General features: G+C 34.7%; 25 protein-coding genes, 1 pseudogene and 1 riboswitch. Of the genes and pseudogenes, 3 read left to right on the top strand and 23 right to left on the bottom strand.

Features of this window, described 5'->3' with window-relative positions:
* Window positions 1-11: 11 nt before the first annotated feature.
* From rpsA to I6L50_RS13810, 3 genes are all read right to left on the bottom strand, one after another.
* On the bottom strand, window positions 12-1,160 hold the full coding sequence (gene rpsA / locus I6L50_RS13820) for a 30S ribosomal protein S1 (protein ID WP_002030757.1): 1,149 nt from the start codon (window positions 1,158-1,160) through the stop codon (window positions 12-14).
* Window positions 1,161-1,488: 328 nt separating this feature from the next.
* Entirely contained in the window at window positions 1,489-2,166 is a 678-nt protein-coding gene (gene cmk / locus I6L50_RS13815) for a (d)CMP kinase (protein ID WP_002086629.1), read from the bottom strand.
* Between the two features lie 130 nt (window positions 2,167-2,296).
* The gene (locus I6L50_RS13810; RefSeq protein WP_002135263.1) at window positions 2,297-2,470 is read right to left on the bottom strand and encodes a DUF5359 family protein; all 174 of its coding nucleotides are present in this window, start codon (window positions 2,468-2,470) and stop codon (window positions 2,297-2,299) included.
* A 213-nt stretch (window positions 2,471-2,683) separates the two neighbouring features.
* On the opposite strand from I6L50_RS13810, the gene ansA reads away from it, so the two are divergent.
* A complete protein-coding gene (ansA, locus tag I6L50_RS13805; protein ID WP_219301820.1) occupies window positions 2,684-3,658 on the top strand; it encodes an asparaginase in 975 nt (324 codons plus the stop codon).
* Between the two features lie 34 nt (window positions 3,659-3,692).
* Here the strand turns inward: ansA and I6L50_RS13800 are convergent, their stop codons facing one another.
* The 12 genes and pseudogenes from I6L50_RS13800 to I6L50_RS13745 all read right to left on the bottom strand — a co-directional run bounded on the left by I6L50_RS13800 (window position 3,693) and on the right by I6L50_RS13745 (window position 13,689).
* Window positions 3,693-4,673 carry a YpdA family putative bacillithiol disulfide reductase gene (locus I6L50_RS13800; RefSeq protein ID WP_002030753.1) on the bottom strand — a complete coding sequence of 327 codons (981 nt, stop codon included), beginning with the start codon at window positions 4,671-4,673 and terminating at the stop codon, window positions 3,693-3,695.
* Window positions 4,674-4,782: 109 nt separating this feature from the next.
* Complete coding sequence (locus I6L50_RS13795) at window positions 4,783-5,313, bottom strand: peptidoglycan recognition protein family protein (RefSeq protein ID WP_002011791.1); 531 nt, start codon at window positions 5,311-5,313, stop codon at window positions 4,783-4,785.
* 79 nt (window positions 5,314-5,392) lie between these two features.
* A complete protein-coding gene (locus tag I6L50_RS13790) occupies window positions 5,393-5,629 on the bottom strand; it encodes a DUF3961 domain-containing protein (protein WP_219301819.1) in 237 nt (78 codons plus the stop codon).
* A 94-nt stretch (window positions 5,630-5,723) separates the two neighbouring features.
* A pseudogene (locus I6L50_RS13785) lies at window positions 5,724-5,919 on the bottom strand (hypothetical protein).
* An 80-nt stretch (window positions 5,920-5,999) separates the two neighbouring features.
* Window positions 6,000-7,286: an NAD-specific glutamate dehydrogenase gene (gene gudB / locus I6L50_RS13780; protein WP_113937042.1), complete on the bottom strand. Its 1,287-nt coding sequence runs from the start codon at window positions 7,284-7,286 to the stop codon at window positions 6,000-6,002.
* Window positions 7,287-7,634: 348 nt separating this feature from the next.
* A complete protein-coding gene (locus I6L50_RS13775; protein ID WP_002011786.1) occupies window positions 7,635-8,243 on the bottom strand; it encodes a genetic competence negative regulator in 609 nt (202 codons plus the stop codon).
* A 77-nt stretch (window positions 8,244-8,320) separates the two neighbouring features.
* Entirely contained in the window at window positions 8,321-9,196 is an 876-nt protein-coding gene (locus I6L50_RS13770) for a MerR family transcriptional regulator (RefSeq protein ID WP_002166076.1), read from the bottom strand.
* The gene (locus I6L50_RS13765) at window positions 9,196-9,972 is read right to left on the bottom strand and encodes a metallophosphoesterase (RefSeq protein ID WP_113937040.1); all 777 of its coding nucleotides are present in this window, start codon (window positions 9,970-9,972) and stop codon (window positions 9,196-9,198) included. Before I6L50_RS13765 ends, I6L50_RS13770 begins: the two co-directional genes overlap by 1 nt.
* Before the next feature lie 71 nt (window positions 9,973-10,043).
* Complete coding sequence (locus tag I6L50_RS13760; protein ID WP_002030746.1) at window positions 10,044-10,523, bottom strand: LysM peptidoglycan-binding domain-containing protein; 480 nt, start codon at window positions 10,521-10,523, stop codon at window positions 10,044-10,046.
* Window positions 10,524-10,545: 22 nt separating this feature from the next.
* Complete coding sequence (locus I6L50_RS13755) at window positions 10,546-11,109, bottom strand: CPBP family intramembrane glutamic endopeptidase (protein ID WP_002064506.1); 564 nt, start codon at window positions 11,107-11,109, stop codon at window positions 10,546-10,548.
* A complete protein-coding gene (locus tag I6L50_RS13750) occupies window positions 11,109-12,638 on the bottom strand; it encodes a RecQ family ATP-dependent DNA helicase (protein WP_219301818.1) in 1,530 nt (509 codons plus the stop codon). The genes I6L50_RS13755 and I6L50_RS13750 overlap by 1 nt, the downstream gene beginning before the upstream one ends.
* Complete coding sequence (locus I6L50_RS13745) at window positions 12,628-13,689, bottom strand: YpbB family protein (RefSeq protein WP_002086645.1); 1,062 nt, start codon at window positions 13,687-13,689, stop codon at window positions 12,628-12,630. The genes I6L50_RS13750 and I6L50_RS13745 overlap by 11 nt, the downstream gene beginning before the upstream one ends.
* A gap of 296 nt (window positions 13,690-13,985) precedes the next feature.
* On the opposite strand from I6L50_RS13745, the gene I6L50_RS13740 reads away from it, so the two are divergent.
* A complete protein-coding gene (locus I6L50_RS13740) occupies window positions 13,986-14,234 on the top strand; it encodes a ferredoxin (protein ID WP_001151994.1) in 249 nt (82 codons plus the stop codon).
* A gap of 117 nt (window positions 14,235-14,351) precedes the next feature.
* Here I6L50_RS13740 and I6L50_RS13735 read toward each other — a convergent pair whose 3' ends face one another.
* A complete protein-coding gene (locus I6L50_RS13735; RefSeq protein WP_002011769.1) occupies window positions 14,352-14,930 on the bottom strand; it encodes an ECF transporter S component in 579 nt (192 codons plus the stop codon).
* A gap of 162 nt (window positions 14,931-15,092) precedes the next feature.
* A riboswitch (FMN riboswitch) is annotated at window positions 15,093-15,232 on the bottom strand.
* Between the two features lie 248 nt (window positions 15,233-15,480).
* On the opposite strand from I6L50_RS13735, the gene I6L50_RS13730 reads away from it, so the two are divergent.
* Window positions 15,481-16,167: a hypothetical protein gene (locus I6L50_RS13730; protein WP_002011767.1), complete on the top strand. Its 687-nt coding sequence runs from the start codon at window positions 15,481-15,483 to the stop codon at window positions 16,165-16,167.
* Between the two features lie 184 nt (window positions 16,168-16,351).
* On the opposite strand, the gene I6L50_RS13725 is transcribed toward I6L50_RS13730, so the two are convergent.
* The 7 genes from I6L50_RS13725 to resA form a co-directional block, all read right to left on the bottom strand.
* On the bottom strand, window positions 16,352-16,966 hold the full coding sequence (locus I6L50_RS13725; RefSeq protein ID WP_002141020.1) for a peptidoglycan DD-metalloendopeptidase family protein: 615 nt from the start codon (window positions 16,964-16,966) through the stop codon (window positions 16,352-16,354).
* Between the two features lie 85 nt (window positions 16,967-17,051).
* Entirely contained in the window at window positions 17,052-17,633 is a 582-nt protein-coding gene (locus I6L50_RS13720) for a cob(I)yrinic acid a,c-diamide adenosyltransferase (RefSeq protein WP_016092975.1), read from the bottom strand.
* A 141-nt stretch (window positions 17,634-17,774) separates the two neighbouring features.
* Window positions 17,775-19,550 (bottom strand): sensor histidine kinase ResE, encoded by a 1,776-nt coding sequence (gene resE, locus I6L50_RS13715; protein ID WP_219301817.1) that lies wholly within the window; start codon window positions 19,548-19,550, stop codon window positions 17,775-17,777.
* Window positions 19,550-20,266 carry a DNA-binding response regulator ResD gene (gene resD, locus I6L50_RS13710; RefSeq protein WP_002011758.1) on the bottom strand — a complete coding sequence of 239 codons (717 nt, stop codon included), beginning with the start codon at window positions 20,264-20,266 and terminating at the stop codon, window positions 19,550-19,552. Before resD ends, resE begins: the two co-directional genes overlap by 1 nt.
* A 300-nt stretch (window positions 20,267-20,566) precedes the next feature.
* Window positions 20,567-21,724, bottom strand: a complete 1,158-nt coding sequence (gene resC / locus I6L50_RS13705) for a cytochrome c biogenesis protein ResC (protein ID WP_219301816.1) — start codon at window positions 21,722-21,724, stop codon at window positions 20,567-20,569.
* A gap of 18 nt (window positions 21,725-21,742) precedes the next feature.
* A complete protein-coding gene (gene resB, locus I6L50_RS13700) occupies window positions 21,743-23,359 on the bottom strand; it encodes a cytochrome c biogenesis protein ResB (RefSeq protein ID WP_219301815.1) in 1,617 nt (538 codons plus the stop codon).
* Window positions 23,360-23,483: 124 nt separating this feature from the next.
* Window positions 23,484-24,005 carry a thiol-disulfide oxidoreductase ResA gene (gene resA, locus I6L50_RS13695; RefSeq protein WP_219301814.1) on the bottom strand — a complete coding sequence of 174 codons (522 nt, stop codon included), beginning with the start codon at window positions 24,003-24,005 and terminating at the stop codon, window positions 23,484-23,486.
* Window positions 24,006-24,028 lie beyond the last annotated feature (23 nt).

The raw sequence follows: 24,028 nt of genomic DNA, 5'->3' as shown, positions 1-24,028 counted from the left end.
TGTACCCCTCTTTATTTCTTTAATTTTTTCAGTTGTTCACCAATAATATCACTTAACTGGAAAGTAGCCGAATCAGCATTTGGCTCATATTGGCTATAATCTTCTGTTACATTATTTTCTTCAAGCGTTTCTTTTATGCTTAAAGAAATACGTTTTTCTGCTACATGGACTTCAAGTACTTTCACTTTTACTTCTTGTCCCATTTCCAATACTTCATTTGGATTTTTCACGTGACGATTTGCAATTTGAGATACATGTACAAGCCCTTCAACACCAGGTAAAATTTCAACAAACGCACCGAATGTAACAAGGCGTTTTACTACTCCCTCACGAATATCTCCAGCTTTTATTTCACCAGCAACATTTTCCCAAGGTCCTGGCTGAGCTGCTTTAATTGATAAAGAAATACGTTGCGTATCAGCATCAACAGATAACACTTTTACCTTTACCTTTTGACCTTGCTCTAATACCTCAGAAGGTTGCTCTACACGTTCGTGTGAAATTTGTGAAATGTGAACTAAACCGTCCACACCACCAACGTTAACGAAAGCACCAAAATCCGTTAATCGTTGTACTGTTCCTTCAACAATATCCCCTTCTTTTAACGAAGAGATTGCTTCTTTTTTCTTAGAATCTAGTTCTAGTTCTACTACCGCTTTATGTGAAAGAATAACACGATTTTTTTCACGGTCTAATTCAACAATTTTCACCGCTAATGTTTTTCCTTTATAGTCAGCAAAGTCTTCTACATAATGTACCTCTACAAGTGAAGCTGGGATAAATCCACGAACACCAAGGTCCACAACTAACCCACCATTCACGATATCTTTTACAGTAACATCAAATACATGACCAGAATTAAATTTTTCTTGTAATTCTACCCACGCTTTTTCTGCGTCAACAGCTCTCTTAGATAAAACAAGATCATCATCTTCTAATTTAATAATTTTCAATTCAAGTGTTTGATCTAATTCTACAACATCGCTTGCTTTTTCAATATGAACGTTAGCTAATTCACTAATCGGAATTACGCCATCTGTTTTGTATCCAACATTTACAAGAACTTGTTTCTCTTCAACTTTCGTTACAGAACCTGTAACAACGTCACCAACTTGTAATTCTTTTGAATTCATAACTTCTTCATTCATTTTCTCTACCATGGAAATACCTCCCTACAGAATTGACAAAGCATTTGTATGTATATACGAAATGAAAACAAATGTTTTCATTTGCATGTTTAAGAATTTATCATCACATATTCTGTTTCAATACAGTTCACAAGAAGCTATATTAAATCTATATAAATAGTATACAGCAAAATCATCTTGAAGAAAGTATGATTTGAAATATAATAGCGAATATATTCTGACAGTTTTTTTCCTCTGTAACTAACTTCTTACAAATTAGCCCATTTGTCAAGAAAAGAGACTTATAATTAACTTATCCTTTACATTTCAAAAAAAAAAGAAAGAGGATAGTCCTCTTTCTTTATTTCGCAAATACTCCTGAAACAATACCCATAATTTTTTGGACAACTTCTTCAATTGATAAAGAAGTTGTATCTAATTCCAATGCATCATCAGCTTTTTTCAAAGGAGAAACTTCGCGTTCTGAATCTAATTTATCACGCCTAGCAATTTCTTCTTTTAACTGCTCTAAATTAGAATCGAAACCTTTATTCATATTTTCTAAATGTCTTCTTTCCGCTCTTTCTTCTACAGAAGCAAGCATAAAGATTTTCACTTCAGCATCTGGTAGTACATGTGTACCAATATCACGGCCATCCATTACTACGCCGCCTTTTTTAGCTAATCCTTGTTGACGACGTACCATTTCTTCACGAACAAGACGATGCTTTGCTACAATAGATACGCGATTCGTCACATCTGGCGTACGAATCACCTCAGAAACATCTTGTCCATTTAAAAATACAAGTTGTGTATTTTCCCCTTGCTGAAATTCAATATTTACATTTTTTACGACTTCCATTAACTTTTCTTCATTTTCAATATCCACTTTTTGTTCAAGGGCTGCATATGTAATAGTACGGTACATTGCGCCTGTATCAATGTAAACATATGAAAGTTTTTTTGCAACAACTTTTGCAACTGTACTTTTCCCAGCAGCCGCTGGACCATCTATAGCAATCGAAATTCGTTTATCCATTGTAACACCTCATTTTTCACTTATAAAACAAAACGAAAAGCAGGTATTCTCCCCCTGCTTCTTCTCATTTGCCTCACGTCATTAAATCCTCAATAATTGTAGCATAATCCATCATAGAAGAAAATGAAAACTACTTATTCACCTGTAAGATTTCCGCCTTATTTTTCGTGACGACACCTTCGTAATAAACAATTTTCGATAAATATTTCACTGAAGATTTATGTATAAAAAGCAGTTGGACGACAGAAAGAAAAATAAATTGAATCAGTAATATACGAATTATAATTTTCTCCACTTTTTTCAAAAAAACTCACTCCTTCCCTCTCTACACTTACACATCTACTCTCATAAATTTCGATAAACAAAACCTAACCTAATAACCACTTACCAGAGCACACTTAAAGTAATTTATTTTATTGTCATTTTCTAAGCATACTTTTATACATTTTCATTGTCGAATTTACTCAAAACATGTTATGTTCTAAATGTATTTTTCAACTTGAAAGGGGTATAAGCATTGAAAAGAATCCTAGTTTTACACACAGGTGGAACAATTGCAATGGAGGAAGATAAAGAAACTGGGGTCGTACAACCAGGTAAAAAGAATCCTCTTTTAAAATTTATTCCTGATTTAGAAGGCGATGTTGATTTAATTGTCGAAGATGTGTTCCATCTTCCATCTCCTCACATGACTCCTAGCGAAATGCTACAATTGCAAGTCATCATTGACGAAAGAGTAAAACAAGACGATATTCACGGCGTAGTCATCACGCATGGTACCGATACATTAGAAGAGACAGCTTATTTTCTTGATTTAACAGTTCAAGCAACTATCCCAATCGTTGTGACAGGGGCAATGCGTTCTAGTAATGAATTAGGTGCCGATGGTCTATATAATTTCTTATCAGCTGTAAAAGTTGCTAGTAGTAATGAAGCTGCTGAAAAAGGCGTTCTAGTCGTATTAAATGACGAAATACATTGTGCTACAAATGTAACAAAAACGCACACAAGTAATGTCGCGACCTTCCAAAGTCCACAGTACGGACCAATTGGCATGGTAACAAAACGTGGTGTTGTTTTCCATCATGCTTTAGTGCATCACGAAACATGCACAGTACGACAGATTTCTAAAAACGTTGTCGTTCTAAAAGCATACGCAGGTATGGATGATACATTATTATCAGCAATCGAAACACTACCAGTAGACGGAATTGTTATTGAAGCACTTGGACAAGGTAATTTACCTCCAAGAACACTTCCTAGCCTAGGGCGATTAATAGAAAAAGGCATTCCAATTGTATTAGTTTCACGCTGCTTTAACGGTATCGTTCAAGACGTATACTCTTATGAAGGTGGCGGAAGACAATTAAAAGATATGGGCATTGTTTTCACCTACGGTTTAAACGCTCAAAAGGCGCGAATTAAATTACTAGTCGCACTAGAAAACACAAACTCTCACGAAACAATCCAACATATGTTTATGCACGATTAAAAAAGAAGCTGTCGAAGATTTCGACAGCTTCTTTTTATTCTTCTCTTGATGCAATGGTTTGCGCAATCGCATCTCCATGGAATCTACCGTTCTCGATAAATATTTCATTTGCGTTATTCCCCGCAGCAATTACACCTGCAATAAAAATATTTTCAGCGTTTGTTTCCATACTACCCTCTATATAAATCGGGCGCCCTGTTTCTTCATCAATCCGAACTCCCATTTTTGTTAAGAAGCTGTGGTCTGGATGGTAACCCGTCATAGCAAATACAAAATCGTTTTGAATTGTATTTGCCTCACCATCTACTGTATACGTCAACGTATGCTCAGTAATTTCTTTTACATGCGCATGGAAATGCATTTGAATTGTCCCATTTCGTACTAACGCCTCAAATTCCGGCAAAATCCACGGCTTAATACTTGGCGAGTATTCCCCACCACGGTATAGAACTGTTACACGTGCACCCGATTTAACAAGCTCTAACGCTGCATCTATACTTGAATTTTTACCACCTATTACAACGACATCTCGATCAAAATAAGGGTGTCCTTCTTTGAAATAATGAGCTACTTTCTCAAGTTTCTCACCAGGTACATTCATATAATTCGGATTATCATAATATCCAGTTGCGACAACAATGTATTTCGCAACATATATTTCTTTGTTTCCGTCACGCTTCGTCGTTTCAACTTTAAAAACATCACCATCTTTTTGAACTTGTTCCACTCGTTCAAATGCATTTACACGTATAGATTTACGCTTTACTACTTCACGATAATACGCAAGCGCCTGATTACGAAATGGCTTACGATTTTCTGTAATAAAAGCAACTTCACCAATTTCTAATTTTTCACTAGAGGAGAAAAATGTTTGATGAGTTGGATAATTATAAATTGCATTTACAATGTTTCCTTTTTCGATTACTAACGGATTTAACCCCACTTTTTGCAACGAAATCGCCGCTGCTAATCCGCATGGACCGCCTCCGATAATAATAACTGTTTCTTTTTGCATACTTAGTTCACTCCTAGTCTTCTACCTCTGCTCTATTTATATAAACAAGAAAAAACCTACTTACAGCAGTAGGCATCTATCTTTATTGTATTCATTTTTCATATATTTGTCATCTAAACGAAACATACATCCGATAGACATCTGCTAAAAACTGCTGAAATTTAATTCCTTGTTGCCCTAATACATTCTCAGGATCGATTTTCCGAGTAGGATCCAACGTTTTGTGTGACACAATAGCCTTTTTAGGATTTAAACCGAAATTTTGACATAAATAAGCGTGATACCACGTAAAACGAGTATACGCCTCCCAAAAGTTTACGTCGCCACCATAGCAAAGTTCAACCCCAATTGCAGCCTTATTCGCATCATAACCGAATAACTCATTATCCGTTGGCACATTGTATCGAACATGGTACGCAACTTCATTTATAGGGACAATTTCTAATATTGTTTTATCATCAATAAATGTATGCGCTGAAGCTTTCGGTTGTATTTCATTAAAGTAATCCCGATTTCCTATCGCATTGCTACCAGGGTTCCCCGTGTCATGACTTACAATAAATCTTACTTTTGAAAGAGGAATTCCTGGTCGTGAATTTCCATACCCAATATAGTTACGCTCTATAGGGAACATCGCCATTACTACCAACTCCCGCCCTAAAAAATTACCTTACTTCCTTATATATGTATTCGGTGGCAATGTCCTTATGGCATATTTCTTATGCGAAGAGAACATCGAAAATATTTGATGTGAATACCATAAATAATACAATACTTACAGCCACCCCATAAAAACCGTAAAACCAAACACAATCTTCTTTCGTATCTAAACCGAAAAACTTATTTACCGATTGTAATAATGTGCCACGCTTGCTTTGTTTGTTTCGTAATACTTCCACTCGTTCTACAACATCTGCTGGCATCATAAATCTTTGGTCTACTGTCATTTTCATCATTTATCTCTCCTTAAAATCATTTCCGTTTTGCTTATCTAAGGAAAGTATAGCACGTTTGTTCGTGTAGAACAAGCGTTCTTTTTTATTTTTTATTCTATTTTTCACCAAACCAAGTAATAATTGTGAATATAAACGCGATAATTGTTCCAACTACAACTGCACCAAATATTAAAAACAATAATCCTTCGCCGAACACCCTAACGACACTTGTTTTTCGGGCTCTCTTAGCTCTTGCAAGTTCACCCTCTAACACCTAATTGGTCTACTCGTTCCATTATTTCATTCCCCATATACAACACCTCATTTAATACTTCAACAAAAAAACGCGATTCCCTCGAAAGGAAATCACGTTTTCTCAAAACATTATATATTATACCCAACCTCTGAAGCGACTAGCCTCAGCCATTTTACGAACACCAATCATGTATGCAGCTAAGCGCATGTTCACTTTACGAACTTGTGATGTTTCATAAATTGAATCGAATGATTTTACCATTACTTTTTCTAAACGTTGTTCTACTTCTTCCTCAGTCCAGTAGTAACCTTGGTTATTTTGTACCCACTCAAAGTAAGATACCGTAACGCCACCAGCACTTGCTAATACGTCTGGAACAAGTAAGATACCACGATCTGTTAAGATTTTTGTTGCTTCTAATGTAGTTGGACCATTTGCAGCTTCAACCACAATTTTCGCTTTAATCTTATCAGCATTTTCTCCTGTAATTTGGTTCTCAATTGCAGCAGGAACTAAAATGTCGCAATCAAGTTCTAACAGTTCTGTATTTGAAATTGTATTATTAAATAGTTTTGTTACAGTACCGAAGCTATCGCGACGATCTAGTAAGTAGTCAATATCTAATCCATTCGGATCATGTAGTGCACCGTAAGCATCTGAAATTGCAATTACTTTCGCGCCTGCATCATGCATAAATTTAGCTAAGAAGCTACCCGCATTACCAAATCCTTGAACAACAACGCGTGCACCTTTAATATCAATGTCACGTTTTTTCGCAGCTTCACGAATACAAATTGTTACACCTTTTGCAGTCGCTGTTTCACGTCCGTGTGATCCACCTAATACAAGTGGTTTACCTGTAATAAATCCTGGTGAATTAAATTCATCGATACGGCTATACTCATCCATCATCCATGCCATAATTTGTGAGTTTGTAAATACATCTGGAGCCGGAATATCTTTTGTCGGACCAACAATTTGGCTAATTGCTCGTACATAACCGCGGCTTAATCTTTCTAATTCACGGAAAGACATCTCACGTGGGTCACAAATGATTCCACCTTTACCTCCACCATATGGTAAATCAACAATACCACATTTTAAACTCATCCAAATAGAAAGTGCTTTCACTTCATTTTCCGTTACGTTTGGATGGAAGCGAATTCCACCTTTCGTTGGACCAACAGCATCATTATGTTGTGCACGATATCCTGTAAATATTTTAACAGTCCCGTCATCCATACGAACTGGAATTTTCACTGTCATCATACGAATTGGTTCTTTCAATAATTCATATACTTCGTTTGGATAACCCAATTTTTCTAATGCTTCATTAATTACAATTTGTGTTGAATTTAACAATTCAAAATGTTGTTCCCCTTGTTGTTGTGTTTTCGTTTGAGTTCCCTTTTCGGCTACCATAGTAAGTAAACCCCCTGTAATTTCACTTGTTTAGTAAACCTTCATTGCCTAGTATACACCGTTAAATTTGGAATGCAATAGAAAACGCTAACAAATATATACAAACTATTTTGTATTGCAAGCGTTTTCACTATTATTATAGTCCTTTTATTGCTTTCAGAAAAGTAAAATACTTAAATATTTAAATATTTTTTATTTTCATCAAAATACATTCGATAAAACAATTATTTCATCAAGAAATACTGATTACATTTTAACATACAGATCGGCTAGTCTTGTTACCTACACTTCGTTTTATAGATTTTAGATTTTCAGCTGAATAAAAATAAAACCTCAAGCTACGTTACATTAGCTGAGGTTTTGTTTTTTCACAAAGTAATTGTATATTTGTTCAATTGCTTGAGAATCCATTAATTCTTTACCATATTCCATTACGCGGTAAATTGTTGCTGTTGACGGATTACCGTACTCCGCTAAAATAGCTATAAAATCCGCCTTCAATAATTGAAATTGCTCTTCTTCTTCTATCCAAAGATAAAAACGATCATCCCACGTATACAACTTCCCATCAGTTACACCAAGGTTATATAAGCGATTTGACAAATTGATTACATCATCTAATGTAGCAAACTCGTAAAGTATATGTTCACTTTCATCAAGAGTCACTTGCATTTCAATAAACTCGTCACGGAACTCATCTTCTGTGTCCACTTCGTGATTTTCTTTTGTTACAATTACAACCATACCTTGAGCTTGTAGAGAAAATACTTCAACAGCAATCGGTCCATCCGCTTCAAACCCTAATTCTGTATTTGCTTCTTGCATCATATCACGGAATAGTTGCTGTACTTTCGGTGCATTTCTCCACAAATCTTCTTTCGTTAATCCTCGTTCAGATAAATCATCAAATGTTAGGAAAATTTTAATCTTATTATAATTTAAACGTTCCAGTCTCATCTCATACCCTCCCTACGTAACCATTGCATCTAATTTTTATTATATGAAATAGAAAATAGATGGTTCTTTTCGAACGACTATTCCGACATCTTTAACCATCCATCCCATTCTTCTTTCGTGTTACCAATTAGGATATTTTGAAGATTTAATTGATCTCCAATACCTTTTCTTCCTATAAAACCACCAGAGATGTTTTCATTTTTTTCTTGTAACAAGTCAATAAATTCTACTGCCTCTTCAAGTTCTCGTTCATCATCAAAAGATATAAACAAATATTTAGGTTGTAATTGTTCAATAGCTAGTAAAATACCTTCTTCATCTAAACTTGTCCCCATATACATTGTTTGATATCCTTTTAGTCGTAAATACGTCGCGAAAATAAATCCTTTTAATATATTATTTTCTAAGACGAAAACCTTGTTAACGGAAGAATACACCGACGCATTATGATAGATCATTCCTAAACGTGTTTGTAAGAATGATACAACATATTTGAATTGCGACATTGTAATCTCATTATTACTTTTTAAAGTTAACAACTTGTTTGCCACTTGAAGAATGATGCTTGCAACAACCTTTTCCGTTGAATATATACTAAAAACCTCGTTTAATAATGCAGAAATTGTAATTTCATCAAATTCTAACAAAGCTTGTAGTATATCGTCCACTAAAACAACTTCTGTATCAGTAATTTTTTCTTTTTGAACGTTGTTCTGCAACCGATTCCCTTCTAATAACTGAACTGCTTGTCCAATCATCATCCCCTCAGAAACTTTGTTCATTAACCATTTCAAAATATGAATATGCTCTTCTGTATATAAACGATGCCCCGCACGATTTCTCTTTGGGGCAATAATATGATAGCGTCTTTCCCATGCGCGAAGTGTACTCGGTTGAATTCCGAGTATATTTGAGACAGCTTTTATATTATATTTTCCATTTGAATTCGGCATTATTTCCCTCCGCATAACGTAATGATATGTGTTTGGGAAGGTGCCCGAAAACGAAGAGGGAACAATGTTGTTCCATACCCATTACTAACAAAGAGAGTCGTATTAGAATGCTTATATACGCCACCCTTTAAATACTTTTCAGATGGAAGCAACCGAATCTGGCCTCCATGTGTATGTCCACTTAATACGAGCGAAATTTGTTCATTACCAGACATTTTCTTTATTATATCTGGGTTGTGACTAATTAAAATGCGAAAACCTTCTTCTTTACAATCAGACAACGCTAAATCTAAACGATCTCGTTCTAATCCAACATCATCGATACCGAGTAAGCAAATTTTCTCTCCTAATTCAGACTCAAATACAACTCTTGTATTATCTAATACCTTCACATTATTTTCTATTAATAAAGCATCTAATTCGTGATATTCAATTTCATAGTCATTATTTCCCCATACAAAATATACAGGGGCTATTTCTCTTAACTTTTGAATATTTAAAGAGATTTGCGATAAAGGTACTCCTTTTTCAGCTAAATCACCGCCAATAATTACGATATCTGCTTTTCCTTTCACTCGTTCAATTAGCGAGCTAGAAATGATCCTTCTATGAATATCCGAAATAAAAAAAACTTTAACTTTTTGAAAACTTTCCGGAAATTCTTCGAATACTAAAGTATGTTCCAACACTGTATTACGCATCGCTTCTTTATACATTCCAAGAAGACATACAAAACCAATGCATATGAGAGTACATAATAATATAATCCATGACATATATTTTTTACTCTCCCTCCTCGTAAAGTATAGTCCTTAATTTTATGTGGAGCTATATATCACTCATTTAGCTAGCTCTCATACTTCGTGGACTTATCTTTTATAGGAATTTTCAATTCTTGTCCTACCTTCACTTCGTCTTCTTGTAAATCATTATACTTTTTTATTATTTCTATCCCATCTTCATCTGAGAAATATTGCTTCGCTATACTTTCTAAAGTTTCTCCATCTTTCACAACATGAGTTGCTACTTTCTCAGACTGCTTCTTTGATTCAGTCTTAGCGGAATCAAAGAAAATTACTTCAAACGCACTTTTCTCAGCATTATTACTATCACTTTTTACCTGTATATATTTATCCGTATACCATAGGATACTAATAGGTAACAATATGAACAAAAATGTTAACACTCGGACGAAAATGTGATTCATTTTAAACTTTGGTTTGTTCTCTTTATTTCTATGAATTTCACTACGCGGCGGTAAACTTTCATCTTCTTCCACTTGCTCAACTTCTAACTCCTCTTCAAAATCAGGAATTCGTTTTCTCATGTTGTTCACCACCACCTTCCATTTATTTTCTTAATTGAAGCCCCATTATAAAATCAACAAGAAAGTGTGCAAAGATTGTTATAAACAAATTTCCTGTCCACTCGAATACATAACCAAAAACAAAACTAATAAAGCAGACGAAACAAAACAAAAAAGGCTTCGTTATATACCGAATATGTAACACAGCAAAAATTAAACTCGCTATTACAATTCCGAAATGAGTCTGCACTACACCTCTAAATAAAAACTCTTCCGCAAAACCAATAATAAACGTGATAACGAGTAAATGCATGACAGAAATCCCTTGAAACATTCTATCGTTAATGCCACCATCATCAAACCAAGATTCTGGAAACACTCGCATTGCAACATAATCTAATAACACAATACAAATCGCTAACAAGCTACCTATTAAAAGTATAGAAACCGGTTCCCATTTCCATAAACTATAAACTTCTCTTTTATCTTGAAATAATATATATGCTAGTAAACAACCGATACCAATAATGATTAGTTGTGTTATGTAGAGATTCAGTCTTATTTCTCTCGGACTCATATCTTCAACATTATGCCTTTGAATGTTCATCATTCCTCCATCTTTCCTAGGCCGAAAAGCTTTTGTAACTCTGTTTCCCAATTATAGTCGAAAACTAACTGTTGCGCTCGTCTTTTTTTATAATCCGTTTTTGTAATACCACAGTAATCACAACAGTTTTCTATCTCTTTTTCTTTTCTATAACCGAATTGTTGTAATAAATATTCACGTCTACATCCTTGAACTTGTATCCATGACTTCATATTTTCTAGCTCACTATATTTATTACGTATTCTCACTTCCACTTCCGCTATTAATCTGTGCATTATTTCATCTGACAAGCTCTCTAGCATGAGATTTCGCTGTTGTATGATTCCAAGATGTTCGAGATGATAACGTGTAAAGCGCCAATACTGTTCATTAAATCTTGCTGCATTATAACAAATTTCTTCTACATCTTCTAATGGTAATACTTTCGTTTGAAACATTCTTTCTTGTAGTAACGAAAATAAAAATTGTATTTGCGATTTACTTGGTAATTCATCTTCAATGATTGAAATTGGCAAATCGTGATCCAATGGACTACATAATAAAATGGCTATACTCAATTCTCCATCTCTTCCCGCTCTTCCAATTTCTTGTAAATAGGAAGCTACATTTGTCGGATATTGAAAATGAATAATATATCTTGTATTCGCCTTATTTACCCCCATCCCAAAAGCACTTGTACATATTACAATTTGCAACTGGTCATTCATAAACTGCTGTTGAATTAACATACGCTCTTCATGTTCCATACCACCATGATAAAAAGCTACACCTGTAATTCCTTTTCCTCTTAAATACTCGGTTAAACGCTCTGTCCAGGCCCTACTTGAACAATAAACAATACCAGGCCCTTGCAAATACATTACATGCTCAAAAAGCGCCTCTTTTTTTTCTTCTATTGTTTCCACAAATTGCACTTCCATCGCAATATTTGGACGATCAATTGAGTACACATGCTCAGCAATATTTTTTAGATTTAAACTTTCCGCTATATCTCGCAGTACATCCTTTGTCGCAGTTGCTGTTAATGCTAGTACTGTCGGAGATCCGATACTCTCAATTACTTTATCTAATTTTTTATAATCTGGCCGAAAATCATAGCCCCATTGTGAAATACAATGCGCTTCATCTACGACAAATAATGAAATATGAATTTTTTTCAATTCTCTTATTAGAAGTTCCGACTGCAACATCTCTGGTGATACGAAAACAAATTTATAAAAAGATAGCTTTTTCATTGCTTCTCTTTTTTCAATTAACGTCCGAAAACTATTCAATGCAATAACTCGATTTTTCACGACATACTTTAATTGCGTAACTTGGTCTTCCATTAAAGATAATAATGGTGATACAACAAGCACCGTACCCTCTTGCAGAAGCCCCGGAAGTTGATAACACATTGACTTTCCCCTTCCAGTCGGAAGCATTGCTACAACATCTTTTCCTTCCAATAAGTCCGTAATAACTCCTTTTTGCCCCGGACGAAATTCAGAATATCCAAACCACTTATATAAATATTCCTCAAGCTTCATTTATACCCTCCATCCGTGCCAATACAAGACGTACTTCAAAATAAGAGATTTCCTCTCCAACCGCTTGCTTCAACACACGCAATTTACGTGTTTGTAATGCTTCAATTACTTTTGTTACTTTTTCCATTTTTTCTTTTTCCATAAACATTTCAATAGAAAATTCTTTTTCTCGTAAAGCAATTTCTACAAAATGGTCTTCTATCGTGGCAACCTTCAAATTCCGAATTGTTGCTATTTCTTCTAAAGAGCGTCCTTGTCTCCAAAGATTATATGTTTTTTTCGTTGATAAACTAAATAAATCAGCTTTCTCATTTGGATACGATATAATTTCAGCTAATAATGGAAACTCGTTTTCTTTATTGCGAACTTCTTGAATAAGGAAATGAATTGTACCCCAAAATAAAAAATACACTCGAAATATATCTTGTTTCGTAATTTCCGCTAATTGTTGTAAAGTACACCCAATACGTTTATACCCAGTTAACCGATATATTACGATCGTCGCCTCTACTGGATTATTTTTTTGTAAAAGAGTATGCATTTCCTTCCATAATCTTTTAGCCAATTCACTTCTCATATACGGTATTCCAGTGAGAAAACGTTTCACCCACATCATTATTTCTGTATCCTGTTGAATTGGAATAAATTTCGTATTCGCCTGTTGTAAATTCGAAATGGTTTGAACGATCAATGATAATCTCTTCCAAAACGTTTCACCTATTTCCCCATAGTGTAAACCATTTAAATATGTCGGAAAGGCAAAGTCACCTTCCCATTTGTTTAATTGCACGTTACCAGCAGTCGTTAACACATATGTATTATCATGTATACCTTGAACTAAATCCGTTTGTAACAACTTTGCAACTTCTTGATCATAATCAGCTCTATTTAATGACTTATAAATCCCAAACAAAAAAGAAATTTGAAACATATTCCCATCTTGTAATGTTTGCGACGATCTCTTTCCTTTTAGTAAATAATAAATTGAAGAAACGGTTCTTTCACCATTCAATTGTTTTAAACAATATAATAAAGTATATTGTAGCTGCATTACCGCTTCCACCTCTCAGTCTAACTTCATTCTTTTTTCAATATGATTGCACATTAACTGCTATTCATTCAACTTATCATATTCACACTACATGCTTTTATATATTCTATTGTATCAAACGAAATAACATTTAAGTATTTTGAAAATCTTATGAAATAATTCAAAAATAAGTTGACACTCTAATTGATAAGCATTATCATTATAATTTTATGTTGAAAAGTTTTAAAAACCGTTTTACAATAAGATTATAATTTTTTGGCGAACTTTTCACATACATATTATCAGGAGGGAAAAATATGGCAAAATATACAATCGTTGACAAAGATACTTGTATTGCATGCGGTGCTTGTGGTGCTGCTGCACCAGACATTTATGACTATGATGATGAAGGCATTGCATTTGTAACATTAGACGATAACCAAGGTATCGTTGAAATTCCAGATGTATTAATTGAAGATATGATGGATGCATTCGAAGGTTGTCCAACTGACTCAATTAAAGTTGCTGACGAATCATTTGATGGCGACTCTTTAAAATTCGAATAGTCTTTTATTAACTTCAAAAAATCCCCCTCATAAGTATGAGGGGGATTTTTTGCACTCTTTTTCATTCTCACTAACAAAAAAACCATTAGCAGTTACGCTGCCAATGGTTTAATATTTTTAAGCATTTTTCATTTTTGCAAATACCCATACTTTCAAGCGTGAAAATAATGCTACAAATACAATTGTTACAACAATTCCTTTAATTACATTAAACGGTAATATCGCCGTTACAATAGTTTGTCGCATAATATCACTAGACATAGCTGGTGAATTTAAAAACCAAGTGTACGCTGGTAAAATAATAAAGTAGTTTAACACACTCATAATAACTGTCATAGTAATTGTACCTAACATTAATCCTGTCGTTAAACTTTTTACTGTGCGATACTTTCGGAATAAGAATGCTGCTGGACCAATAAATAAACATCCCGCTATAAAGTTTGCTACTTCTCCTACTGGTACTCCCGTTAAACTTCCTTGAATTCCGTAATGCAAAATATTTTTTATCGCTTCTACAATTACACCTGCAATTGGACTAAAAATTATTGCCGCAATTAAAGCTGGCACATCACTAAAATCAATTTTTAAAAATGGCGGAAGCCCTGGGAATGGAAAATCCAACATCATTAGTAAATACGCAATACTACTTAGCATCGCTACACTCACCATCTGCACTACACTGTTTTTTTGTTTCATCTTTCTCTCTCCTTTTCCATCGATCTTCTCATGGAAAGTGGAAAGGTTCTGCTATGCCTATTTTTCATAGAACGAAAAAACCCTTTGTGATTTACACAAAGGGAGAATTTTAAGGCACATCAAACAGACGTTCAAATACTTATCTTTTTTGAACGCTTGAACCTCCATCTTCTCCCATCCAGACTGTACTGTCGGCTTTGGAATCACACCAAATCCTGCCTTAACGGCTCGCGGGCTTAGAACGAAATTATTAACTGTTCATCACCGCCGGTCGGGATTTTCACCCTGCCCCGAAGATAGACCGATATTCTATTTTCCACTTCATTATACAACAACATGATCGTATTGTGAACAAAAAAAGTGTAACTTACTAAAAATAAGTTATTAATTTTATATCATTAAAGAAACGATCACTATATTTTACAATACAACCCATATTTTTTATAATTCGGTATTTCTCCTATGAATCCCCCTAGTCATATGTCGTCAAAAGTGATAAGATGTTGAATTGTTAAGATAAGAACATTTTCTGAGTTATGGAGGAAATGTCATGAAGAAAGATAAAAGACACTCTATTCGAGAAGCAATGAAAAAGAACTTAAGAAAAGAATACTTTTATTTGAAAAAAGAATTACTTTTCTACTGTCCAATTGATCTAGGCACATTCTCAAGAGAGACATACTACGCTACTTTTGACCAAGATGGCATAAGTATTTATCAGTATGATAAAAAAACAGAAAGTAAATTAAAATTGTGTGAGCGTCATCCATGGAAGAGTTGGAATAAGGTAAAAGTTGATCACTATTTAACAACTTCTCAATTTATTTTCCAAGGTGAGCGAAACTGGATTTTATCCCTTTTCCAAAAAGGAAAAGAAGCTCAAAAAATAATTGAAGAACATACATCTTTACAAACGGAAGTTGTTTCCCGTCCGTTTTCCAAGAAACTTCCTGGTTTCCGTTCTGATACACCATTGAATAAATACATCGGTAGCATTTGTTACACTGCACTTATTGCATTTTTATTAAAATGGATGATTCCATTTCAAGCACCACAAATCGCCCTGTATTCTCTTTCAATTGGCTTTATGCTTCTTGGTTTACTTTGTCTTACAATTGGTCTAATCGAACCAACTATCGTACTATTTCGGACAAAAGAAAAAACAAGAACAAAAGTCTTTTACTTATATAGCTACTTAGCTATTACTGGATTTATATGTGTCTTTATTTTTTGGTAAAAGAAGCCGTCCCAAAAGATCTTTTGGGACGGTTTTTCGTTAAGGATAGGTTGCTCTTACTGTCGCATTTTATTGTTATATCGACATTTCTTGTCGAAATGTCGATATAATTTCATTTACTATCGCAATCTTAAATAAGAAGAAAATAAATTTATTCAAAAGTTATGCTTTTGGGACGTTGCCTTTACTTGACGTATAGTTGTTGGTTCGGATAGATTTGCTCTTGTCGCAATCCATTCCTCACTTTAATTTCCTCAACTGTCATACTAAATTTCCGGGCAATACCCACTAAAGTATCACCTTTTTGTACAATATATAGTGATGATGACACAACTTGATTTTTTTGTTCATTTAAAACAAGCAACGGATTCATCGCATTCCTTTTCTCCATCGTCCATCTCCCTTGATGCACTTCTAAATGTAAATGCGCTCCTCGCGATTCTCCTGTATTCCCTACCTCTCCAATTAGCTCTCCTTTTGAAATGTTATCACCTTGAACTACATATCTCTTATTTAAATGCGCATAAACAGCCTCATATTCTCCATGTTTAATAAACACAACATTTCCATAACTACTTGAAAAATAAGACTTTGTCACCTTACCATTTTGAATAGCTGCAACAGGCGTTCCAATTGGCGCAGCTATATCAATACCATAGTGTTTCCCATGTCTTGTCCCAAAATAATCACTTATCTGCCCATCAACAGGCCATATCCACTGATTCCCTTCAGCGTAAACATGTAATTGAGATAAAAATAATACACTCAATATCACCACGCCACATTTTAACGCTTTCATATACATCCTCCGTTTTCTAATAACCGTCATACCTTCTCTATTGTGGGATATTACAGAAAAAAGTATACAAAAAAAAGAAAGTGTATTACTCCACTTCCTTCTCTTCTTTATTACGAAAAACAAGTGCACTGCGGTTATATTCCACATCTTTCACTTGTAAACGCGCATTTATTACTCTAGCAAGCGCAAATAAATAATCAGATAACCTATTTACATACTTTAGAACAATTTCATTGGTTTCTCCTTCTTTTTGCAATGACACTATACAACGTTCTGCTCTTCTTATAACTGTACGTGCAATGTGTAGTGCAGCCGATATCTCGCTACCGCCTGGTAAAATAAAACGCTCTAAAGGCGGCGCTTCTTCTGTATACGAATCAATTCGACTCTCTAAATACTCGACCATCTCTATCGTTACTTTATAAGGGATCTTCTTCTCTACTATTGCTAAATCCCCTCCACAATCAAATAGTTCATGTTGAATATTTTCAAGTTCGTTATAAATGTTACGAAAACATTCCTCTTGTAATTTAGACATGGCATATCCGATATGAGAATTCGCCTCATCAATTGTTCCATAAGCTTCTACACGTATATGATCTTTATCCACTCGGCCACCTATGACACTCGTTTCCCCTTTATCACCTGTTTTTGTATAAAGTTTCATTTCATTATGACACCTCTCTTTTTATTTTCATTCTGATTATTAAAGAAAAAAACTCTACCATTCTTTATTTAATTGCACTTACAAAAAAATAAAAAACAGTAAAGCTTTTATTCATGATCAACTTTTTAAAAACATATATATCTAAATTATACGATTTGGTAAATATACAGAGAATGTAGTTCCTTCTCCAACGACACTTGATACAAAAATCTTCCCTTCATGACCTTGAACAATATTTTTAGCAATCGCAAGCCCGAGTCCAGTTCCAATTTTTTTCCCGCGAGTTCTCGCTTTATCAGCTTTATAGAATCGATCGAACAAGAACGGAATATCTTCTTCTGGAATACCAACACCTGAATCTTGCACTTCGAAAGTAAGGCCACTATTTTTCGTATTAATTACAAGTGTAACATGTCCACCTGCATTTGTATGACGGATTGCATTATCAATTAAATTCGTCAGTACCTGTTCCATACGGTCTGCATCAAACGGATATTGTGCAATTGGACTTTGGAAATCCACTGTTAATTGGACTTCTTTATCCTTTGCAATCCCCTGGAATTTACGGCCAATTTTTTCGACAAATGGATGAATATCTACTTCACCTATATGTAACTCTACATGTCCACTTTCCATACGGGCTAAATCTAATAACTCATTTACAAGTTTACCTAAACGAACAGATTCATCATAAATAATTTGAACAAACTCATTAATTTCTTCTTTCGTTTGCACAATATCATCTAAAATTGCTTCACTATATCCTTGAAGCATTACCATCGGTGTACGAAGTTCATGTGATACATTCGCAATAAAGTCTTGACGCATTTTCTCAAGACGACGCTCCTCCGTCATATCTCGCAATACTGCTACAGCTCCACGAATTTTTGTTTGATTGTAAAGCGGTGTCATAAGAACTACGTAGTTACCTTTTTGCAAATTAATTTCAACAACTTGTTGTTGCTCACTTTCTACAACGAGATGGAATAGTTCAACAAGTTCAGAAGGCAGTTTTTTAATTAACTCTACTTCTTTTTCTTCTTGCCAAACTTGTAAGAAGTTTTCTGCCGGTGGGTTGATAACAACGACTTCACCTTCTTGATTTAACGTAATAACACCATCTGCCATACTACTCAAAATGCTAGCTAACTGCTCTTTTTCTTGCTGCAGGGCATTCATATTAAACTTCAACTGTTTCCCCATTTGATTTAAAGCAGTTGCAAGCTCACCAATTTCGTCCTGCGACACCATAGGGGCTTTCGTATCAAATTTCCCGCGCGCTACCTCAAATGCAACCTCACGCATTTTACGAAGCGGTGCCGTAATTCGAGTAGATAAGAAAAATGCAAAGAAAGTTGTTAAAATAATCGCAATCCCGGCTGATAAGAAAATAAAATCAGTCGTTCTCTCCATACCTTGTATTGGAACTTGCAATGATTCATATACAAACACTGCACTTTGATTTTTTGACTGTACTGGTTTCCCGACGATCATAATATCATTTTCAGTATTTTTATTCTTCCTACTATTAGAAGCTTTTCTAATGTTATTTTTAATTTCTTTTTTGTCTTTAAATACAGCCGCTAATTCTTTATCTTCTTTTAAATTATCTATTGTTAGAGTAACTAACCCTTCTTGTTTCGGAGAAGAGGAAATCTCCTTACCATCTTCTACAATAATGATTCTTGAAAGTGGATCAGAGAATTTGTACGCGATATTCTCAATCGTTTTTACATCGGCACCTTCTTCAATTAACTCTGAAACACTAGTTGCAACTTTTTGAAGCCTAGCTTCACTCATATCAACATAATATGTTCTAAAAAACTGTGAAAGTAAAATCGCAACAAATCCAAGAACAAACGAAACGAGAAGTAATATGGTCATCCATAACTTCCCTACTACACTTCTCCAAAGCATCAGTCGTTCACAACCTCAAACTTGTAACCTACGCCCCAAACGGTAACAATCATCTTCGCTGCATCTGGTGATTGTTTACTTAACTTTTCACGTAAACGCTTTACATGCGTATCAACTGTACGTAAATCTCCGAAGAACTCATATTGCCATACTTCTTTTAACAATTGCTCACGGTCAAAAACTTTATCCGGGGATTTCGCTAAGAATAATAGTAATTCATATTCTTTCGGTGTTAAGTTTACTTCATTACCATCCGCTGTAACGCGGTGCGCATCATTATCAATTGTTAAATGAGGGAAAACAGTAACATCTTTCGTCGTTGTATCTTGTGTAAAGAATGTCGTTGGTACAGCACGGCGTAATACCGCTTTCACACGAAGTACTACTTCACGCGGGCTAAACGGCTTTACAATATAATCATCAGTTCCAACTTCAAACCCTTGTACCCTATTTACTTCTTCACCTTTTGCTGTCAGCATAATAATTGGCGTCGCTTTCTTCTCACGAATCCCTTTACACACTTCGATACCATCTTTACCAGGCATCATAATATCCAGTAGGATTAAATCATAATCATTTTGTAACGCCATTTCTAAAGCTGTATCACCATTATCCGCTTCTTCAATTGTGTATTGCTCTCTTTCTAAATACATCTTTAATAAACGACGAATACGATCCTCATCGTCTACAATTAAAATTCTTGATTCATTTTCCATTTCTACCCGCTGCGTACTTTTACCACAACGGTTTACACCTACCCTTCTACAATATAATGTTGCACCTATCCTCGTTTAATTAAGCATTTTTTAACGTTCCACTTCCCATATTATGCTTCACAAGAATAATAAAGTTTGTTCATTTTTTTCCAAAACTATGTATTTTTTTTGAACAGTATATTTGGTCCTCGACATCATTTTACAGAATCAACCGCTACTTTGTCATGTTTTTCTCAAAAAAGAAGAAAATTTGACAAAAATAAAATAGGAAAGTGACATACACTCTCCTATTTTAGTTCTCTATGCATATGAATGTAAACCCGCGATAATTAAGTTTACTACAATAAAGTTAAACATAATGATTGCAAAACCAATCACTGCAAGCCAGGCGGATTTTTCTCCATGCCATCCTTTAGATAAACGTAAATGTAATACCGCAGCATAAAAGAGCCAAGTAATAAGCGCCCAAACTTCTTTTGGATCCCAACCCCAAAAGCGCGTCCAAGCGATTTGAGCCCAGATCATTGCAAAGATTAATGCTCCTAATGTAAACACCGGGAAGCCTATCGCAATAGAACGATATCCGATTTCATCTAATAAATCACTATTCGTATTCTTTACTAACGGCTGAAGTGCCGCTGACACTCGCTTACGTAAAACAAGTCTTAATACAATATAAAGTAGCGTTCCGACTAACACTGACCAAATAACAGTATTTAACTTTTTCGCATTTACAATCGCTGGAACTTCAACCGCCGGTTCTAATTTATTTTCTGTCATTAACTTCCCTTCATGCGGTCCAACTAAAGCAGGGAGATTATACTTCATTTCAACTTGTTGTTCATTTTTATCAATCCATTGAAACTTCGCTTCGTATTTCATACTAGAAAATACCGTTGTTATTCCAATAAACCCAACTGTACAAACAAGTGTGAAAACTACTGTCTCTAACCAAAATGTACGCTTACTTCTTGTTGATTGATCTACATTTTTCAGTAAATACATTACGCCTGTAATAAAACTAATTGCTAATATTGCTTGTCCCGCTGCCGCTGTCGTTACATGAATATGTAGCCAATTACTCTTTAAAGATGGGATAAGCGGCGAAATTTCTCTCGGGAACATACTTGCATAAGCGATTAATAAAAGAGCTACCGGTAAAGCAAATAAACCAATAATACTTACACGATATACAAAGTACATAATGATAAAAGCTCCCACAAGCATCATGCCAAAAAATGTACCAAATTCAAAAAAGTTACTAACCGGTGCATGTCCTGATGCGATCCATCTTGTAACAAAATATACTATTTGTGCAATAAATCCTAAAATTGTTATAGTTATACCTATATTTGCCCACTTGTTACCTTTTTCTTTAATTGCTCCTCCAAAAAATAAAGTTGCAATTAAATATAAGATAAACGCCGCGAACAGAAAATTACTACTTATTTGTACCATATCGTTTCCCCACCTTAACTAATTTTTTTCATTCATTTTATCGTGTGGTTGTGGAATCGCTGTTCCTTCTAGTACTCTTTCAATATCTTTCTTTAAGCCGAACCAATTTTTATTCGTATGGCCTGCAACCCACCATTCATCATTAACACGTTGTATCCAAATACGGCGATGGTTCCAATACATACCTTGAATCACACCAACCATAAATATAAATCCTCCAATACCGAGAATCCAAAGCGTCAAATCTTTTCTTACTGTAAGAGCTGTTGCATTTTGCATTTCCACACCTGCAAATGACATTTTATATTTATTATTCCCGTCAGGCTCTATGTTTTGCTGAATACCGACGAAACTAACTTCACCATCTGGTGTTTCCGGGGTAAACATTTTAAAGACGAATGCAGGATTATTCGGTAATTTTGTTTTCGTATTCGGCCTTCCATTCTCATCAAAATAAAAATCAGGAAAATAGCTTAATAGTTCTAGAGAATACCCATTTCCTAAATCATATTTTTCTGTAGGATTCGCTAAATCTACTTTAATCGGTCCCAACTTTTGATTATTTTCTTTGTTTTGCAAATGGAAAGACATGCTTTTAAATTCACTTTCTTTGTAATCCACTTGATAAACAGCAAATTGATCAAATTTCAGTGGCTCATTCACTCGAATTTCAGCTTCTTTTACCTTTTCTAATTTTGGTTTTTGACCCGCTATATTTTCTCCTACCGCTTTATATAATACAGCATTTGTTTGGAAGTTTTTCGCAATCATTTTATCACCAACACGATCAATTGCTTCATCAAAAACTTCTTTATCCTTACTCTTATCATAAACTTCCTTGATAAACTTTTCGTTTTTCAAATAGTATTGACCTTCTGTTCCTGGTATTTCTTTCGTTTCACCGTCACGTAACCAAAGTGCTTCATCTACATACATACTCGGTAAAAAACGTAGCATTGCACCGAATAGAAAGATAATAAGACCAATATGGTTTACATATGGACCCCAACGTGAAAAACGTCCCTTTTCCGCTAAAACGTTCCCGTCTTCCACTTTCACATTATAATTACGTTTCTTTAAATTAATTTGAACTCGTTCTAAGTCACCTTCATGCGGCGTACCAATCCCGTGCACTCTCTGTCTTTTCAAAAAACTTGGGTGTCTTTTCACCCCTTGTTTTTTTAAAGCTTTATAAAGAGGAATGACACGGTCTAAACTACATATAACAAGTGAAATACCAATAGAAGCAATTAAAATCATGTACCACCATGATCCATATAAATTATTAAATCCTAATTGATAGTATAATTGTCCTAAAAATCCATACTCGGTCTTATAATATTCAGCTGGTTCGATTCCTGGAGTTATGTACATTTCTTGGGGAAAGATAGTTCCTATTGCCGATGCAGCTAAAGTTATTACGATTAACCATACACCTACTTTTACAGAAGAGAAAAAACTCCAAATTTTATCGACTATCGTTTTTGTATGTGTGAGAGATCTCCGAGCACTCCCCTCATATCTCATATCCAATAATTTTATATTTTCATTACTTTCAAATGGTTTCCCACATGCTTCACAAAAAATGGTTCCTATCGGATTAACATGTCCACATTCACACTTAATTTCTTTCAAAGCTCTCACCGCCCTTTTATCTATATGTACTATTGTATATTCCAGCTTAGAGTTACCGCAATACTCAGAATTTTTAAAGCGAAGGCGCTATACGTAAGCACCTCTTATGTAAAGGCTTCCTTAATTATGGAGTGATTTTCTTTAAGTACTCTTCCAATTGTTCCTTCGTTTGCTCACCTATAATTTGCTCTACTACTTTTCCTTCTTTATCAATTAAAAAGGTTGTTGGTAATGGTCCCACTCCATATGTACCTATGATCTTTTGCCCTTTATCAATTGCAACTGGGAATTCCAAATCATATTGTTTCACAAAGTTCTTCACTGCGATATCCGTTTCATCTGCATCTAAGGCAATAATTTCAACGCCTTTTTCTTTATATTTCGGATATAACTCATTCATATAAGGCATTTCTTTTTCACAAGGTTTACACCAAGTTCCCCAAAAATTTAAAAATACACCTTTTCCCTTTAAATCTTTTAATTCAATATTCTTTCCTTCTAAATCAGTTACAACAAAGTTAGGTGCTTCTTTTCCAATTTGCATTTTCTCTTTATCAGTAAAAAATCCTTGATATAGCGTAAACCCTACCGCACCGCTTAAAATGAGCAAAATGATAACACGAAATAATAAGCGATTTTTTTTCATGTTGTCTCCCCTCTCTTCGACGA

This window comes from Bacillus sp. FDAARGOS_1420, from assembly GCF_019344915.1.
GTDB lineage: Bacteria > Bacillota > Bacilli > Bacillales > Bacillaceae_G > Bacillus_A > Bacillus_A mycoides.
Note: the sequence above shows the minus strand (reverse complement) of the source record. Positions and strands in the feature narration are given on the sequence as shown.

Excerpts from the sequence above, each read along its gene's own strand:
- gudB (WP_113937042.1), bottom strand. The coding sequence starts at position 7,286 with ATGGTAGCCGAAAAGGGAACTCAAACGAAAACACAACAACAAGGGGAA.
- I6L50_RS13730 (WP_002011767.1), top strand. The coding sequence starts at position 15,481 with ATGAAGAAAGATAAAAGACACTCTATTCGAGAAGCAATGAAAAAGAAC.
- I6L50_RS13720 (WP_016092975.1), bottom strand. The coding sequence starts at position 17,633 with ATGAAACTTTATACAAAAACAGGTGATAAAGGGGAAACGAGTGTCATA.
- I6L50_RS13750 (WP_219301818.1), bottom strand. The coding sequence starts at position 12,638 with ATGAAGCTTGAGGAATATTTATATAAGTGGTTTGGATATTCTGAATTT.
- resA (WP_219301814.1), bottom strand. The coding sequence starts at position 24,005 with ATGAAAAAAAATCGCTTATTATTTCGTGTTATCATTTTGCTCATTTTA.
- cmk (WP_002086629.1), bottom strand. The coding sequence starts at position 2,166 with ATGGATAAACGAATTTCGATTGCTATAGATGGTCCAGCGGCTGCTGGG.
- I6L50_RS13755 (WP_002064506.1), bottom strand. The coding sequence starts at position 11,109 with ATGAACATTCAAAGGCATAATGTTGAAGATATGAGTCCGAGAGAAATA.
- resE (WP_219301817.1), bottom strand. The coding sequence starts at position 19,550 with ATGCTTTGGAGAAGTGTAGTAGGGAAGTTATGGATGACCATATTACTT.
- I6L50_RS13735 (WP_002011769.1), bottom strand. The coding sequence starts at position 14,930 with ATGAAACAAAAAAACAGTGTAGTGCAGATGGTGAGTGTAGCGATGCTA.
- I6L50_RS13795 (WP_002011791.1), bottom strand. The coding sequence starts at position 5,313 with ATGGCGATGTTCCCTATAGAGCGTAACTATATTGGGTATGGAAATTCA.
- rpsA (WP_002030757.1), bottom strand. The coding sequence starts at position 1,160 with ATGGTAGAGAAAATGAATGAAGAAGTTATGAATTCAAAAGAATTACAA.
- I6L50_RS13790 (WP_219301819.1), bottom strand. The coding sequence starts at position 5,629 with ATGATGAAAATGACAGTAGACCAAAGATTTATGATGCCAGCAGATGTT.
- I6L50_RS13725 (WP_002141020.1), bottom strand. The coding sequence starts at position 16,966 with ATGAAAGCGTTAAAATGTGGCGTGGTGATATTGAGTGTATTATTTTTA.
- I6L50_RS13760 (WP_002030746.1), bottom strand. The coding sequence starts at position 10,523 with ATGAGAAAACGAATTCCTGATTTTGAAGAGGAGTTAGAAGTTGAGCAA.
- resC (WP_219301816.1), bottom strand. The coding sequence starts at position 21,724 with ATGGTACAAATAAGTAGTAATTTTCTGTTCGCGGCGTTTATCTTATAT.
- I6L50_RS13800 (WP_002030753.1), bottom strand. The coding sequence starts at position 4,673 with ATGCAAAAAGAAACAGTTATTATTATCGGAGGCGGTCCATGCGGATTA.
- resD (WP_002011758.1), bottom strand. The coding sequence starts at position 20,266 with ATGGAAAATGAATCAAGAATTTTAATTGTAGACGATGAGGATCGTATT.
- I6L50_RS13770 (WP_002166076.1), bottom strand. The coding sequence starts at position 9,196 with ATGCCGAATTCAAATGGAAAATATAATATAAAAGCTGTCTCAAATATA.
- I6L50_RS13740 (WP_001151994.1), top strand. The coding sequence starts at position 13,986 with ATGGCAAAATATACAATCGTTGACAAAGATACTTGTATTGCATGCGGT.
- I6L50_RS13775 (WP_002011786.1), bottom strand. The coding sequence starts at position 8,243 with ATGAGACTGGAACGTTTAAATTATAATAAGATTAAAATTTTCCTAACA.
- I6L50_RS13765 (WP_113937040.1), bottom strand. The coding sequence starts at position 9,972 with ATGTCATGGATTATATTATTATGTACTCTCATATGCATTGGTTTTGTA.
- I6L50_RS13745 (WP_002086645.1), bottom strand. The coding sequence starts at position 13,689 with ATGCAGCTACAATATACTTTATTATATTGTTTAAAACAATTGAATGGT.